We start from the raw sequence: 16194 nt of genomic DNA, 5'->3' as shown, positions 1-16194 counted from the left end.
TTACCAATTACCAATTAGCATTTAAAATGGATAAACCTTTAGGTTCAGTTATTCAAGGTTCCCTCAGCAAGGGATTAGAAGTGCGGCTACATCCTGATGTTTCCGTAGAAGAAATGAGAGTAGGCAAATTTTTAGTAGTCCGAGGAGTGCGATCGCACTTTTTTTGTATGCTGACTGATGTATCATTAGGAACATCTAGCGATCGCATTCTAGCCAACCCGCCTCACCCCAACGATGATTTTATGCAGGCCGTTCTCGCTGGCAGTAGCACTTATGGCACAATTGAATTATCGCCGATGTTGATGTTGACTGCGGAACGAGAAAAACAGCAGGCGATTTTTCCTCCTAATGTCAGTAACAGCAAGCAAAGAAAGTCCAATAATTCTAGTTTGTCTTCAATGGAAGTGCAATCTAGTGCTGATATTGAACTACTGCCTGTAAAAACAATTCCTAGCCATTTTTCTCAAGTTTTTGACGCGACAGAGGGCGATTTTAGGGCAGTCTTTGGCTGGGAAGACGATCCCACCCGCCGCAATTTTGCCATCGGCCAACCGATTGATATGGAAGTTGATGTTTGCCTCGATTTAGATCGGTTTGTAGAACGCAGTAATGGAATTTTTGGCAAGTCAGGAACCGGAAAATCTTTTTTAACTCGCTTGCTTTTATCGGGGATAATTCGCAAAAAAGCCGCAGTTAATCTGATTTTTGATATGCACTCTGAGTATGGCTGGGAAGCGGTTTCGGAAGGGAAGCAATTTAGCACAGTTAAAGGTTTACGGCAGTTATTTCCCAGCCAAATTGAGATTTATACTCTCGATCCTGAAGCTACAAAACGCAGGGGTGTTCGGGATGCAATGGAACTTTATTTGAGTTACGATCAAATAGAAGTTGAAGATATTTCTCTCGTGCAGCGCGAGTTAAATCTTTCGGAAGCAAGTATAGAAAATGCCATCATTCTGCGGAATGAGTTAGGCAATTCGTGGATTAACAAGTTGCTGGCAATGACTAATGAAGATATCCAAATGTTCTGCGAAGAAAAACGGGGTAATAAGTCTTCGATTATGGCGTTACAGCGAAAACTCGAACGGTTAAACGATCTAAAATATATTCGCAATCGTTCTAATCATAATTATGTCGGGCAAATTTTGCAATCTTTAGATGCGGGTAAGAATGTGGTGATTGAGTTTGGCTCTCATTCGGATATGCTATCTTATATGTTAGCCGCGAATGTGATTACTCGCAGAATTCACCAGTCCTATGTGAAGAAAGCAGACAATTTTTTAAGAAGCAAAAATCCCTGCGATCGCCCGCAACCTTTAGTGATTACAATTGAGGAAGCTCACCGTTTTCTCGACCCGGCTATTGTCCGTTCCACTATTTTTGGTACAATTGCTAGGGAGATGCGGAAATATTTTGTCACCCTATTAGTTGTAGATCAAAGGCCTTCGGGAATTGACGCTGAGGTAATGTCACAAGTTGGTACGCGGATTACTGCTTTGCTGAATGATGATAAGGATATTGATGCAATTTTTACCGGAGTTTCTGGGGGGCAAAGTTTACGATCGGTTCTCTCTAAGTTAGATTCTAAACAGCAAGCTTTAGTTTTAGGTCACGCTGTACCGATGCCAGTTGTGGTGCAAACTCGTCCTTATGATGAGAAGTTTTATCGGGAAATTGGGGATGTTGATTGGGAAGATATGACCGATAATGATGTGTTTGAGGAGGCGGAGTCTGCGTTGGCTGATTTAGGATTTTAGCGCGAATGGAATTCGCTGTATAGCAACCACCACAACGGTTAGGACATTTTCAATCAAACCATTTCTAGTATTGCATTTTCCTCCTGCCTCCTGCTATACAAGCAATTTCCGCCTAAGCCTAAAGCAGGCTTTCCTCCTAGAAAATGGGAAACTAAGGCAATACTCTAATTCCCCCTCGACAAACCAACTCACCGGGATGCAGAATTAATTCTTCAAGGTCAACTTCTGACCCTAAATCCAATTTAAAACTATCTAGATTTCTACTATTTAATCCTTGCGAAATCTCCACTTCTGGTTGTTCAAATAGTAACTCGCGACCACTTGCCAAACCCAAACCAGTCCGCAGTAAAAAAGCTATTATTTGACCATTATTTAACAAAATTCCTGCCTTTAATATTAGCTTGCCCGCCTCAATTTTAATCTGCGGATTTTGCAAATTTAATCCCTGCTGAAGATCGCCGACATCTACCGGCAAAAGCGGCAACAAAAAATCACTTAAAGCCTTAGCGAGTAAAGGTGCTGAAAGTGAAGTATTCAAATCAGCTTCATTTAACCTGGCAATACCGACAACTGGGATTGGTTCTAACAACCTTAGCGGTTTACCTTTAATCACTTGACCTAAATTGATGCGGATACCAGTACCGACAAGGGAAATATCAGTCAAGTGCAATCCTTGATATACAGCACCTTTAGCCGCGATCGCCACTTTCGGAACTGTACCGCCCAAAATTTGGCGATCGCTACCCGAAATCTCCACAGATAACTCCTTTACCTGAGAAACCTGCGATCTCAACAGCAATTGCACGGCTGGAGACAATACCGCACTGACAATTCTGCTACCTTTACCCCCTAGAGATTCCTCAGACAATAAAGCGCGAGCGCCATTCCCCAATTCATTAACTTCACCAGCACCATCACCCGATTGGGGAGAATCAAAACCCATAGCCATAGCCAACTTCAGAACTTATACCAATTTAATGTGAAGTTGCACTTTATTAAACACCCGATTTTGAGGGGCTAGGGGGGAAGAAGGGGCTAGGGGCTAGGGGAAGAAGGGGCTAGGGGCTACGATGCTCAGGGCTAGGGGAAGAAGGGAAAGAGAATAAAAGTAAGGGCTTCGCTGCGATCGCGCTTGCCGAACCATTCGCTCAATTTAGAATCTCCTAATGGTCTTGGCGGTTGCTATATTTCTTATGATACATTGACGTAATGAGGGGTTACACCCCTCAATCATTGACCGATCTAAAGTAAATTGTCAGGCTCAGCAGCGCGATCGAAAACAGAAACATCCAGACAGCAACTATTCCTGTAATATTTGTACATAGTCATCTAAATCATGCAAAGATTTAGCTTGTCCTTTATTGATTCGATAACTCCCCCAAGCCGTCCGCTGTATGGATGAAAGGCTGCAAAAAATACTCGCCCAGTGGGGCATTGCCTCTCGCCGCCAAGCAGAAGAGATGATTCTCGCTGGACGAGTGCGAGTTAATGGCAATACTGTCCAGCTAGGACAAAAAGCTAATCCTGCGAGCGATCGCATAGAAGTTGACGGAGTGCGCGTCAAATCAGAGCGCCGACCCCAGCCGGTCTATTTGTTACTCAACAAACCAGCCGGAGTCGTTTCAACTTGCTCCGATCCCGCACAGCGCACCACAGTCCTAGATCTGTTACCGCCCAAACTGCGTGCCGGTTGCGGCATTCACCCAGTAGGGCGCTTAGATGTAGAATCCACAGGAGCTCTGCTGCTCACCAACGACGGTAATCTCACCTTCGCTTTGACCCATCCCCGCCATTGCGTCCCCAAAACTTATCAAGTTTGGGTAGAAGGCGATCCCCCAAAATCGGTATTGCAAACGTGGAGTCAGGGCGTTCTCCTATCACGCAGAATGACATTGCCAGCTCAAGTTAGAGTGCAAGAGCGTAACGGTTCCCAGACACTTTTGGAAGTAATTCTTTACGAGGGGAGAAATCGACAGGTGCGCCGAGTTGCTGAACAGTTGGGATACCCAGTGATTCATCTGCACCGCACGGCAATCGGCCCAATTCTATTGCAGCCGCCAGGAGAGCCGGAATTGCCGGCAGGACACTACCGACCTCTACTCGATTCTGAAATTACTTTTTTGTGGAACCGAGTCAACCTAACATCAGTAAATGTGCCAGTAGATGTCAAGGAGCACAACTTATGACGAAGAATTTATTTTTTTTACTCTTCAAAAAAACTAAGAAGAACCTAGAGTCAGCCAATACCGAACAGGCCCAAAGCCTTGCAGAAATTGGCGCTCAACTCCGCCAATTCCGAGAACAGCACTCAATCTCCTTAGAACGAGTGTCGGTAGTAACGATGATTCGATCGCGCCTGCTGCAAGCTATTGAGGAAGGGGAACTCGACGAACTGCCCGAACCCGTCTACACCCAAGGCTTGATCAAGCGCTACGCGGAGGCAATGGGTTTAGATGGCGAACAGTTTGCCAACTTTTGCCCTGCAACACCGATACTGGAACGTCCAAAAACCTCTTGGCGAGATTTGCCCCTAGCTCAACTGCGACCGATACACCTGTACCTGCTTTATCTATTTGTGATTGTCGCGTCTGTCAACGGTCTATCTCAAGCGATCGGTCGTTCCGATACAGCGGATACAGCCGAAACAGGGGTGACGGCATCAAAACCCCCAGCTAAGGCACCAATTCCCAGCAAAAGCGTTACCAAGCAGCCAGGAAATCAAGGCACTTTAGTGGCCGAGCGGGCTAGTCTTCCGACTGCTCCGGTAAAGCAGCCTTCTTTCCCTGATGCTGCTGTGCGGGATGACTATGCCTCGTCGCCGCAGCCATTGGTAACGAGTGCTTCCAACCAACCAACTCCCTCGATCTCGGCACAAGTAACCAATGCCTCCAACCAGCCAACTCCCTCGATCTCGGCACAAGTAACCAATGCTTCAGGCCAAGGATCGCCTTCTGTGTCGGTAAAGGCAACTAACGCTTTAGCTCAACCAGCAGCCCATCAGCAAGTGACTATTAGCGTCACTGTCAAGGAGGAAACTTGGGTGTTGATTGAGGTTGATGGCAAAACTGAGTTTGAGGGTAATTTACCTGTGGGGACTCAGCGGACTTGGCAAGCGAAAGAGCAACTGTTTTTCAGGGCTGGCAACGCTGGCGGGGTACTGTTGGCTGTGAATAACGGCGAGGCCAAGCAACTAGGACAGCCGGGGGCGATCGAAGAAGTGGTCTTAAAAGCCAATGAACCCCCGGCGGCGACAGAAAAGAGGAAAGATCGAGGTTGAACCTGGTTTTTATTGAGGGAAAAAAGCTTGCTGTATAAGCATTCTTCCTTCTCTCCTAAATAACTAAATCTTTCTCTCCTAGATAACTAAATCTTTCTTCCTTCATCTTTCATCCTTCTTCCTTCATCCTTCTTCTGGGGTTTTCATTCTTTGATGGGCGCTCGGCCGTAGAGATTGGTGAGGGAATTAAGGCGATCGCCTATTTCCTGATTCAAAGCCCCAGACCGATACCGCCAGCCCCAGTTCCCCTCTTCTTTGCCCGGAAAATTCATCCGAGCAATATTTCCTAAACCTAAAATATCCTGAACTGGAAGGATCGCGATATCCGCAATCGAACTCAAGGCCAACCGGATCAAAGACCAGTGGATTCCTTGAGGATCGACGCAGCCTAAATAACCCAAAAAGAAGTCTCTTTCGTAGGATTGGAGTTGTTCAAACCAGCCGATAGTTGTGTCATTATCGTGAGTGCCGGTGTAAACTACACAGTTGCGGACATAATTAAAAGGTAAAAAAGCATTATCGCGAGCGCCACCAAAAGCGAATTGCAAAATCTTCATCCCTGGAAACTCAAATTTATCCCGTAGCGCTTCTACTTCTGGGGTAATTACGCCTAAATCTTCGGCAATAATTGGCAAGCTGCCAAATTTCTCTTGAATTACGTCAAACAATGCCGTTCCGGGTGCTTTAATCCAAGTACCGTTCATAGCAGTTTTTTCACCTTGGGGAACTGCCCAGTAAGCATCAAAACCTCGGAAATGATCGATCCGAGTTACGTCTACGCAATCGAAAATACTCTGGAAACGCTGTACCCACCAATGAAAATTATCTGCTTGTAGTTGCTCCCAATTATAGACTGGATTGCCCCATAACTGACCTGTGGCGCTGAAGTAATCGGGGGGAACTCCGGCCATTAAAGCTGGAAGACGAGATTCTTCTTCTAAGCAAAATGTTTCAGGATGAGACCAAACATCAGCACTATCATGAGATACATAAATGGGAATATCACCAATTATTTTAATGCCCCGCAGGTTTGCATAGCGCTTTAATTCTGTCCACTGACGGAAAAACTCGAATTGGAGGTATTTGTGGTGAAAAATTTCCGCAGTTAGCTTTGTCCGCCACAGTTCTAAAGTCTCTGGTTGACGTTTAGCAATTGCTGGTTCCCAAGTATGCCAACTCGTACCTTGAAAGGTATCTTTTAAGGCCATAAATAAGGCGTAATCTTCTAGCCAGTGAGCCTTGCTTTCGCAAAAACCAGCAAATTCAGTTTGCTGCATAGAAGTGGCTTGAACCTTGAAGTTTTCGCTGGCTTTTTGTAGGAGGGGAAGTTTAGTTTGAATGGCGCGATCGAAGTCTACAGTATCGAGAGGAAATCCTGGTACCTGTGCGAAGTCTTCGTCTGTTAATAAACCCTCATCTCGCAACCGATCGGGGCTAATTAAAAATGGATTTCCCGCCATTGCTGAATAGCACATATAGGGGGAATTGCCATATCCCGTTGGGCCCAGGGGCAATAATTGCCAGTATTGTTGATTGTTGTCTGCTAAAAAGTCAATGAAGCGATACGCTTCTAATCCCATATCTCCAATCCCGAATCGACTCGGAAAGGATGTGGGATGGAGTAAAAGACCGCTCGATCTGCGAAAAGGCATAAGCAACCTAAAATATAAAGTATAGAGTTGGGTATTTTGTAGAGAGTGCTTGACACTTTTACCTACAAATGGTATTTCTGATCCTAGTGTTTACGGTTGTGTTTTTAAGACCGGAGTAGGCTAAGAACAGTTTTTTATTATCGCATATTTTACTTACTTGAATTTGTGGTAAGGGCGCTCGTCATTTAAGTTTAATTTTGACGAGAGAGTAGAGAAGGCCGAACCCAACAAAATAGTTATATTGTCCAATCTTCAAATCTCAAAGCAGGAACGCGCTCAAAATCTCGTCGATTGCGAGTTACTAAAACCCCAGATCGGGAAATCACACAAGGAGCAATTCGTATTAAGCCGCCCATAAAATTGTTCTTCTACTGTAATAACAGTAACAGCAATTTCGTCAGAATTGACTGCGCTAATCCGACTACTAACTATTGGATGATTCTGTTGAAAAAGCGAAACATGATCCGTATCGAGTACCCACAAACTCATTTTGTCTCTTCCTCCGCATCCATTTGACGGTAATAAGCTTCCATCTCTTCATCTCGTTCGCGACGTAAAGCTGCTATATCAGCTTGCATCTCCTCGAAGTAGGGATCGTCTTCATACTTACCCGCAAACTTCATCCAAGGATGTTCTGGTTTTGGGCGATCGATTTCTAGAGAAACTATTTCTACTTTGTCTAAGCGCTCTGTTACAATCTGGCGTAAACTGGTCAAAGTTTCTTCGCGGGTAGAACCAAAAGCTTGACACTCTGGCCAGCCCAATACTGTGGCTCTATATCCTTCATTTTCTTGTTTTTCAAGCATAACTGGGTAAGTTAGCTTAGTCGATTTTTCCGATGGGGCAGTAACATTAGTAGTCATAAAATTACCTCTCTACAACTCTTTCATAAATTATAACTTCCTAGTATTATAAAATTAGTATAATTTTTACCCAAATCTGTGACTTACCGCAATCCTACTCCTACAGTTGACATTATTATCGAATTAATCGATCGCCCCGCGAGGCCGATTATACTAATCGAACGATGCAATCCTCCCTACGGTTGGGCTATTCCTGGTGGCTTTGTCGATTATGGCGAAACCGTAGAAACGGCTGCCAAGCGTGAAGCTCAAGAAGAAGTAGGATTAGAGGTAGAATTAATTGAGCAATTCTACGTTTATTCTGACCCCAATCGTGACCCTCGCCAACATACTCTTAGCATTGTATTTTTGGCCGCAGCAACAGGGGAACCCCAGGCTGCTGATGATGCTAAAAATCTAGAACTTTTTGAACCTTGGCGGTTTCCAAGTCAACTTTGTTTTGACCACGATCGCATTCTCCGAGATTATTGGCGTTACCGTCACTATGGAATGCGGCCTCGTTTGTAATGGCTAATGGCTAATGGCTAATGGCTAATTGCTAATTGCTAATTGCTAATTGCTACATCTTCCCCCTCTCCCAGTCTTCCTTTCTTCTTCTTCCTTCTTCCTTCTTCCTTCTTCCTTTAAGAATATGGCAATTTTAACAGTTTTAGGTGCGGGTGCTTGGGGCTCCGCAGTGGCAACTCTAGCTAGTAATAATGGCCATCAAGTTAATTTGTGGTCGCGTAGTAGTTCTTTAAACCTAGACTCAATTTTAATTGAAACAGATGTGATTGTTTCAGCAGTTTCTATGAAGGGAGTTGTGGAAACAGTCGAGCGAATTAAAGGGATAAATTTAAATACTAATGCTATCATAATTACGGCTACTAAAGGTTTAGACCCCGTTACTACTCGCACTCCTTCTCGCATTTGGCATGATGCTTTTCCCGAACGTTCTATTGTTGTACTTTCCGGGCCGAATCTGTCTCAAGAAATTGTCCAGGGTTTGCCTACTGCGACTGTTGCTGCTAGTATAGATTTAGCGGCGGCGAAGCAGGTACAAGATATTTTCAGTTCCGATATTTTTCGGGTTTATATTAATAGCGATCCTCTGGGTACTGAGTTGGGGGGAACTTTAAAAAATGTGTTTGCGATCGCGGCTGGTGTCTGCGATGGTTTGCATTTAGGAACTAATGCAAAATCGGCTCTTCTTACCCGTGCTTTACCGGAAATGATTCGTGTAGGTGTGCGTTTGGGAGCGCAAGTTGAAACCTTTTATGGGTTATCTGGTTTGGGAGATTTACTTGCGACTTGTAATAGTGCTTTATCCCGCAATTATCGGGTTGGTTATGGGCTCGCTCAAGGCAAATCTTTAGAGCAGGTTTTGGAAGAGTTACAGAGCACTGCTGAAGGGGTAAATACTACTAATGTATTGATCGATCTGGCTAAAAAACAGGGTATTGAAGTGCCTGTTTCTACTCAAGTTTATCGTTTAATTAATGGTATAATTACCCCTGAGCAAGCTGTCGCAGCATTGATGGAAAGAACAGTGAAGCCAGAGACTAATGTTCCAAGTAATCTAAATAGTTAGGGTGATTTTAAATAGTAGAGGCGGATTCATCCACCTCTACTTCAAATGATAAATTACATTTTGCCTTTCTGCATCACTTCTTGAAGGTGTTGGCGGATCTCCTGTGCTTGATCCATGTCTGTCTGCTTCAATTTTTGGAAGAGTTCTGCACAGGGGTTAGAGCCAGTTTCCTGAGCGTCGTTTATGTAAGTTTCGTAGGCTTTAATTGCTTCAGACTTGTTTTGCAAGACTGTCAGCAAATCGTACTCAAGGTTACTAATGACTGAATTTCCGTTGCTAGCCATAAATTTACCCTCCACTAGGATTTATCAAAAATTTTGACCGATCCTGGAAGGGCATTTCATCTGCCTAAAAGGGTAGATAATCTTTACTTACCACTGTAATAAAAGGCAATTTCTTTGTCTTTAAGGGGAGCAAAGTTTGCATCAGCAAGCATTTGATTGAGCTCTGCTTGGGGGATGTGCTTAGCGCCTATCCGCACGATGCGCGATCGCATTGTATTTGAGACACCGCTGCGCTGTCTTCCGGCTTCTAAACCCATGACTTTGTTATATAGTTCTAGTTTAGCTGTAGGGATGGGAGTGCCGTCAAAATCCAGACCCGATGCGATCGCTACGTCAATAGCATCAGCACCAGTTGTTGTTTTATCTGTTGAGTTTGTTTCGCTAGACATTGGAGAATACAATCAAAAATTTACCACTCAAGCATTTTATCACTATATAAAAAATTGACTGACAAGTTTAATATCTACATTCCCACCGCTGACAATTACGCCAACCCGCAAACCTTCAGCTTTAACAATATTTTCTAACAAAGCTGCTGCTGCTAAAGTGCCTGTAGGTTCGACAACAAGTTTCATTCGTTCCCACATAAAAAACATCGTTTTGCGAATAGCATCCTCGGAAACTGTTACGATGTCGTCCACATAATGGAGGATTAAAGGAAATGTTAATTCACCTAAACAAGGAGTACGTGCGCCATCAGCAATTGTATCAGGATTATAAACAGTTTGTAGCGTTTTGGTGCGGAACGATCGCGCCGCATCATCTGCTTGTTCCGGTTCCACGCCAATGACTCGACATTGAGGCGATCGCGCCTTAGTGGCGATCGCGCACCCAGAAAGCAAACCTCCGCCACCGCAACATACCAGCAACAGGTCTAATTCCCCAACTTCTTCGATTAGTTCTAACGCCGTTGTACCCTGGCCAGCAATGACGTGGGGGCGATCGTAGGGAGGGATAATTGTAGAGCCGCGATCGCTAGCTATTTGCTGGCAAAGTTCCTCTCTTGAAGTCTGAAAGCGATCGTAAAAAATAATCTCGGCCCCATAGCCGCGAGTCGCCTCTTGCTTGACGATGGGAGCATCGGCAGGCATGATAATAGTTGTGCTAATTCCGAGTAATTGTCCCGCCAGTGCGATCGCCTGTGCGTGGTTTCCCGAAGAGAAAGTTAGAACTCCTTGCTGTTTTTGTTCTGCTGATAGTTGAGATAGAGCATTGTACGCACCCCGAAACTTAAATGAACCTGTGCGCTGAAAGTTTTCACATTTAAAAAATACTTGAGATTTTGCGATCTTATTAACAGTTTGGGACGTGAAAACAGGCGTTCTATTTACCTGACCATTTAGGCGTTTTCCCGCAATTTCAATATCGGCAATGCTTACAGGTAAGGCCATAGAATTAGACAAGTTATCAATCATTCTTCAACCTCGGTAGTCTAAATTAAACGTAGGGTGGGCGATCGCCGAAAAAAGTCTTTAAATCATAGCATAAGATGGCTGTCGGCGATCGCCCACATTACAATTTATACCGTTTATTTATGTCCACTTACTTATCAAGTATTTAAGTTTTTTTTAAGCAAGCCTTGATTTCGAGCAACAAAGTTTATGTCATTGATTTTCTGCGGGAATTTCTACATCTTCATAGAGGAGAGAAATAGGAAAGCGGAAGTCAATGCTAGTTAAGCAAACTTCTGGTTCAGTTCCTTCTGAGGTAGTTTCATCAATTTGGTAGTGGGTGAGTTCCCATTTATTTTGATCGTTGAGGCGGTAGCACTCAATGCTAATTTCTTGAGCGTTGATGAGAACATATTCTCTCAATGTATTGATGCGACGGTAATTGGTGAATTTCTTACCTCTATCAAATCCTTCTGTACTAGGGGAGAGAACTTCAACAATTAGACAAGGATATTGGATAAATTCGATAGCGCGTCTGTCTCTTTCATCGCAAGTTACCATAACATCTGGGTAGTGAAAAGGGCCATTTTCAGATATTCTAACTTTGGCATCTGCCATCAAAACTATACAGCCTTTCCCCCGCAAATGGTTTTTTAAAGCTGTTGCTAAGTTAACAGCAATAGAGTTGTGGGGAATATCCTCACCTTTTATAGCTAAGGCTTCACCGTTGACGTATTCATATTTAATCGGTTGTTGTTCTTCCCATTCTAGATATTCTTGGGGAGTCATGTAACGGAATTGTGGGTTAGCAATCATTTGAGGTGTCTGTTATTAGTTATTAAGGATGATTTTATCATGCTTGAAGATTTTGTGCTTTCCCAATCATACAGATTTAGACCAGATTTAGACCGGATTTAGACCGGATTTAGACCGGATTTAGACCGGATTTAGACCGGATTTAGACCCGGCGGTTGAAACCGCGTCTACACAAACAAAACCCGCCTTCGCGGGTTGAATTAATTGTATTTACCCGGCGGTTGAAACCGCGCCTACACAGACAAAACCCGCCTTCGCGGGTTGAAATTATCTTTGAGTCCGCGTAGGCGGACTTCGTTTGTGTAGCCGCGATTTCAATCGCCAGGGCCGATCAAATATGATGCAAGATATCAGTATAAATAAATTTGCGATCGGTTAGGCATTAGGTGGTAGACTGAGTTGAGAGGATTGAAAATGGGGGTAACTATGGACGCTGATGAACTGCTAGAAAGATTTGCAGATGGACAGCGGGATTTTGAGAAACAAAATCTCAGTGGGGTAGACCTTAAAGGTGCAGACCTGAGTGAAATAAACCTAACAAACACAGATTTGAGTGGAGCCGACTTGAGTGAGGTAAACCTAGCTCAGGCTAACCTTTGTGGGGTCAATTTCAGTAGGGCATCCCTAACAAATGCAGATTTAAGTAAGGCAAAGTGTGATTCAGCAAATCTAAGCTTGGCAGACTTCAGTAATACAGATTTAAATGGGGCAAACCTAAGTAATTCTAATTTCAGTAATGCCAACTTGGACAAAGCAAAGCTGAGCGGTACAAACCTCAAATCTGCCAACCTAAGTCGAGCCTCTTTCCTTGATGCAGACTTAAGTAGAGCAAACTTGAGTAATGCAAATCTGACTGGGGCTAATTTGGCTGGAGCAGATTTAACTGCGACCAACTTAACTGGCGTAAAACTCCAAGATGCAAAACTGCAACGAGCAAAACTCCGGGCAGTCAATTTGCATAAATTTGACTTGTCAGGTATTAATATGTCTGATGTCGATTTGAGTATAGCAGACTTGGGAGAAGCTAACCTCAAAAAAACTTGTCTGCGAGGGGCAAATTTAGAAAGAACCAATCTGCAAGGGGCAAATTTAATGAGGGCAAATTTAAGTGGAGCTAATTTGAAAAGAGCAGATTTGACTGACGCAAAAACTTATGGACTGAGCATCAAGGATGCCGATCTCACAGGTGCAATAATGCCCGATGGAGAAATTTATAACCCAGAAACCTCTAACCAAAAATCAGAAAATTCAATAACTATGACACGCAAAATTATCTGTACCGAAAACGCACCCAAACCAGTAGGCCCATACAATCAAGCGATCGCAGCCAGCGGTACAATGATCTTCGTAGCCGGTCAAATTGCGATCGACATCCGCATTAACCAAGTCGTCTACACCGAAGACATAAACAAACAAACAGAACAAGTCATGGCAAATATCGAAGCCATCCTCACAGAAGCCGGTGCTACTTGGTTAGATGTCGTCAAAACCACCATTTATCTCAAAGACATGAACGATTTTGCTGCTGTTAATGCCATCTATGGCAAATATTTTGATAGCACAACAGCACCCGCACGGGCCTGCGTCGAAGTTTCTCGCTTACCAAAAGATGTCTTAGTCGAGATAGATTGTATTGCCGTAATTTAATCAAATTCGACAATTAAAACTGCTTCATAGCCCGTTCAATACTTCGCTTATCATCCCGTTCCTTAATACTATCCCGCTTATCGTGTAGCTTCTTCCCTTTCCCCAAAGCAATATCAAGTTTCACCCAGCCGCTCTTGAAATACATCTTCAACGGTACCAAAGTCAAGCCCTGTTGCTCCACCTTACCTAGCAACTTGCGGATTTCCTGTTTGTGCATCAACAGTTTGCGGGTGCGGCGGGGATCGTGGTTAAAATAATCGCTGGCCTTTCCCCAAGGCGAAATGTGGGCATTAATCAACCAGACTTCGCCATTGCGAACTAAGGCATAGCCGTCACGCAAATTGACTTTGCCTTCCCGAATCGATTTGACTTCGGTGCCCTTCAGCTCAATTCCAACCTGGTAAGTCTCTAATATTTCATAGAGAAAGCGGGCTTGGCGGTTGTCGCTGATTATTTTGTAGCCTTCGCTCTTCTTTTCACTCTTTTCACTCATTAATCTAATTTAGCGTGTCGGCCTGTAGTCAGGGAAGTATTTCCTCAAAATTGTTGCCCTTTAGTTTTAAGCTGTTATCAGGACAGAATTGATTAAGACTAGCGCATGGCAACTATCTGGGAACTCGATTATTACAGCCGTCCGATTGTGGACGAGCAACAGAAAAAACTCTGGGAAGTCTTGATTTGCGAGAGTCCCCTAAATGTAGGCGACAAGTCAGAGTCATTGTTTCGCTACTCGCAGTTTTGTCCAAGTTCTACCGTGAACTCCTTATGGCTGGCGGCGGCTATCAAAGAAGCGATCGCATCCTCCCCTTCCCCTCCTGAAAAAATCCGCTTTTTTCGCCGCCAGATGACCAACATGATTGTCAAAGCTTGCGAAGAGTTGCACATTCCCGCCGCCCCCAGCCGCCGTACCTACGCCCTACAACAGTGGTTGCGAGAACGGATGGAGGATGTCTATCCCACTCACCCTGGCTTTCAATCTGGCTTAACTCCTTCTGTGCAATATAGTTCTGAGATCCCGCAAGCTCTACCAGAGGCTCTCCTTGGCGAGAAATGGAGTTTTGTGACTCTACCAGTTGAGGCTTTTGAGGAAATGTCCGAGTGGGAGATTGAGTTTGGGGAAGCTTTTGGGCTAGAGGCCTTTGGGCTCAAGCCTCAGACACCAATTCCGGGACTGATTATTTTCTCGTCAAGGGCCACAGCATTAGCCGCGTGGATGTCGGGTTTGGAATTAGCTTTTGTGACCTTTGATGGCGGCCCTCCTGCAAGGTTAGTGTTAGAAACAGGAGCTAGCGATCGCTGGATTTTAGCTAATCTCAGAGATTTAAGTATTGTCGCCGAAGTCAAAGGCTTTGAATCAGCCAAGGTTGCAGCCAATCAAGTACATTTTTTAGCTATCCAGTCGCATCCTGAATCTGAGTCTTTCGCTGGATTTTGGCTACTACAAGAATTTAATCTTTAGGAAAGGAAGTAAGTAATAGATTGCATAGATGTTAACAGTTAATAGTTAACTGTTAACCGTTAACCGTTAACCGTTAACAAGTAACAAGTAACAAATAACAACTAACAACTAACAACTAACCAATAGCAATTAGCAATGAGCAACGACCAATCAGCAGAACAACTGCTAGAGTTAGCAGCTAAAGCTGGGGCACAAGCCGCCGAGGTATTTCAGTCGCGATCGCATTCGCGACCAGTGTTTTTTGAAGCAAATCGGCTCAAACAACTCGAAAGTATCGAATCAGAAGGAACTGGGTTGCGGCTATGGCGAGATGGTCGTCCGGGTTTAGCAGTAGCCTATGGATCGGTAGAACCCCAAGCTTTGATCGATCGCGCGATCGCCCTTTCTGAGCTCGGTGTCCCGGAGACAATAGAACTAACAACAGGTTCGCAGACTTCCTACCCAGATTTAGGACAATCGGTAGCAGTAGAACAGTTAGTAAATTGGGGAAAAGATGCGATCGCCACCATCCGAGAATCCTACCCAGAAATCCTCTGTAATGCTGAATTTGACTGCGAAGTGGAAAGCATTCGCTTACTCAATTCCTTCGGATTAGATAGCAGCTATACAGACACAACTTTAAGCGGCTATCTAGGTGCGGAATGGGTACGAGGAGATGATTTCTTGAACGTCTCCGATGGCGAAACCCAGCGAGAAAACCTCGATCCCGCAGATTTAACCAAGCGGATATTACAGCGTTTAAACTGGGCAAAAGAAAATGTCCCCCCTCCCACAGGAAGAGTACCTGTTTTATTTACAGCCAAAGCAGCGGATCTCCTGTGGGGAACCGTTTCTGCGGCCCTCAACGGCAAACTCGTGCTCGAAGGGGCCTCACCTTGGAGCGATCGCCTCGGCGAACCCGTAACCTCCCCCCTCCTCACCCTTTCCCAAGCACCCGATTCCGGGCCCTATAGCTGTCCCTTTGACGACGAAGGAACACCTACCCGCCCGATTGTTTTCATTCAAAAAGGAGTTTTGCAGCTCTTTTATGCCGATCGCACTACGGGTAAAATCTTAGGTAGCGGTACAACCGGTAACGGCTTCCGCCCTGGTTTAGGGAGTTATCCAACTCCGGGCTTATTTAATGAGTTAATTCAACCAGGAAAACGGAGTTTAATTGATTTAATTGCCCAACTAGATGACGGGCTAATTGTCGATCAAATGCTCGGTGGAAGTGCTGGCATTTCTGGCGAGTTTTCTATTAATGTCGAACTTGGCTACAGAGTAAAAAATGGTCAAATAATTGGCAGAGTCAAAGATACAATGGTTGCGGGAAATGTTTACACAGCCCTTAAGCAACTTATAGAATTAGGAAGCGATGCGGAGTGGAACGGTTCTTGTTACACCCCTTCTGTAATTGTAGAGGGATTGTCAGTTACGGGTCGGAATTAGAAGAGGGGCTAGGGGCTAGGGGCTAGGGGCTAGGGAAGAGGGGAAGA

General features: G+C 44.5%; 16 protein-coding genes. 8 read left to right on the top strand and 8 right to left on the bottom strand.

Annotated elements, in window-relative coordinates; genetic code table 11:
* The first annotated feature begins 26 nt into the window (after positions 1–26).
* Positions 27–1757 (top strand): helicase HerA domain-containing protein, encoded by a 1731-nt coding sequence (locus tag OSCI_RS02265; protein ID WP_026103808.1) that lies wholly within the window; start codon positions 27–29, stop codon positions 1755–1757.
* A 151-nt stretch (positions 1758–1908) separates the two neighbouring features.
* Here OSCI_RS02265 and OSCI_RS02260 read toward each other — a convergent pair whose 3' ends face one another.
* A complete protein-coding gene (locus OSCI_RS02260; protein ID WP_007353229.1) occupies positions 1909–2706 on the bottom strand; it encodes a DUF2993 domain-containing protein in 798 nt (265 codons plus the stop codon).
* Positions 2707–3151: 445 nt separating this feature from the next.
* Here OSCI_RS02260 and OSCI_RS02255 point away from each other — a divergent pair, with 445 nt between their 5' ends.
* Positions 3152–3943, top strand: coding sequence for a pseudouridine synthase (locus tag OSCI_RS02255; RefSeq protein WP_007353228.1), 792 nt, complete (start codon positions 3152–3154; stop codon positions 3941–3943).
* The gene (locus OSCI_RS02250) at positions 3940–5034 is read left to right on the top strand and encodes a helix-turn-helix domain-containing protein (RefSeq protein WP_007353227.1); all 1095 of its coding nucleotides are present in this window, start codon (positions 3940–3942) and stop codon (positions 5032–5034) included. Before OSCI_RS02255 ends, OSCI_RS02250 begins: the two co-directional genes overlap by 4 nt.
* Positions 5035–5177: 143 nt before the next feature.
* On the opposite strand, the gene malQ is transcribed toward OSCI_RS02250, so the two are convergent.
* Positions 5178–6686 (bottom strand): 4-alpha-glucanotransferase, encoded by a 1509-nt coding sequence (malQ, locus tag OSCI_RS02245; protein ID WP_007353226.1) that lies wholly within the window; start codon positions 6684–6686, stop codon positions 5178–5180.
* A gap of 485 nt (positions 6687–7171) precedes the next feature.
* Entirely contained in the window at positions 7172–7549 is a 378-nt protein-coding gene (locus OSCI_RS02235; protein WP_007353224.1) for a type II toxin-antitoxin system HicB family antitoxin, read from the bottom strand.
* 78 nt (positions 7550–7627) lie between these two features.
* Between OSCI_RS02235 and OSCI_RS02230 the strand changes: the two genes are divergently transcribed.
* Both OSCI_RS02230 and OSCI_RS02225 read left to right on the top strand, forming a co-directional pair.
* Complete coding sequence (locus tag OSCI_RS02230; RefSeq protein WP_007353223.1) at positions 7628–8056, top strand: NUDIX domain-containing protein; 429 nt, start codon at positions 7628–7630, stop codon at positions 8054–8056.
* 124 nt (positions 8057–8180) lie between these two features.
* Positions 8181–9119, top strand: coding sequence for an NAD(P)H-dependent glycerol-3-phosphate dehydrogenase (locus OSCI_RS02225; RefSeq protein WP_007353222.1), 939 nt, complete (start codon positions 8181–8183; stop codon positions 9117–9119).
* Positions 9120–9172: 53 nt separating this feature from the next.
* Here OSCI_RS02225 and OSCI_RS02220 read toward each other — a convergent pair whose 3' ends face one another.
* The 4 genes from OSCI_RS02220 to OSCI_RS02205 form a co-directional block, all read right to left on the bottom strand.
* Entirely contained in the window at positions 9173–9403 is a 231-nt protein-coding gene (locus OSCI_RS02220) for a hypothetical protein (protein ID WP_007353221.1), read from the bottom strand.
* Positions 9404–9486: 83 nt separating this feature from the next.
* A complete protein-coding gene (locus tag OSCI_RS02215) occupies positions 9487–9792 on the bottom strand; it encodes a DUF4090 family protein (RefSeq protein WP_007353220.1) in 306 nt (101 codons plus the stop codon).
* 42 nt (positions 9793–9834) lie between these two features.
* Positions 9835–10818: a threo-3-hydroxy-L-aspartate ammonia-lyase gene (locus OSCI_RS02210; RefSeq protein ID WP_007353219.1), complete on the bottom strand. Its 984-nt coding sequence runs from the start codon at positions 10816–10818 to the stop codon at positions 9835–9837.
* Between the two features lie 189 nt (positions 10819–11007).
* Positions 11008–11610, bottom strand: coding sequence for a Uma2 family endonuclease (locus OSCI_RS02205; protein WP_007353218.1), 603 nt, complete (start codon positions 11608–11610; stop codon positions 11008–11010).
* A 414-nt stretch (positions 11611–12024) separates the two neighbouring features.
* Here OSCI_RS02205 and OSCI_RS32205 point away from each other — a divergent pair, with 414 nt between their 5' ends.
* On the top strand, positions 12025–13257 hold the full coding sequence (locus tag OSCI_RS32205) for a Rid family detoxifying hydrolase (protein WP_007353217.1): 1233 nt from the start codon (positions 12025–12027) through the stop codon (positions 13255–13257).
* Positions 13258–13270: 13 nt separating this feature from the next.
* On the opposite strand, the gene smpB is transcribed toward OSCI_RS32205, so the two are convergent.
* The gene (gene smpB / locus OSCI_RS02195; RefSeq protein WP_007353216.1) at positions 13271–13750 is read right to left on the bottom strand and encodes an SsrA-binding protein SmpB; all 480 of its coding nucleotides are present in this window, start codon (positions 13748–13750) and stop codon (positions 13271–13273) included.
* Positions 13751–13855: 105 nt separating this feature from the next.
* Between smpB and OSCI_RS02190 the strand changes: the two genes are divergently transcribed.
* Both OSCI_RS02190 and OSCI_RS02185 read left to right on the top strand, forming a co-directional pair.
* Entirely contained in the window at positions 13856–14716 is an 861-nt protein-coding gene (locus OSCI_RS02190) for a Tab2/Atab2 family RNA-binding protein (RefSeq protein ID WP_007353215.1), read from the top strand.
* A 135-nt stretch (positions 14717–14851) separates the two neighbouring features.
* Positions 14852–16147 (top strand): TldD/PmbA family protein, encoded by a 1296-nt coding sequence (locus OSCI_RS02185; protein ID WP_007353214.1) that lies wholly within the window; start codon positions 14852–14854, stop codon positions 16145–16147.
* Positions 16148–16194 lie beyond the last annotated feature (47 nt).

Origin of the sequence: Kamptonema sp. PCC 6506 (assembly GCF_000180455.1) — a bacterium.
GTDB lineage: Bacteria > Cyanobacteriota > Cyanobacteriia > Cyanobacteriales > Microcoleaceae > Kamptonema > Kamptonema formosum.
Note: the sequence above shows the minus strand (reverse complement) of the source record. Positions and strands in the feature narration are given on the sequence as shown.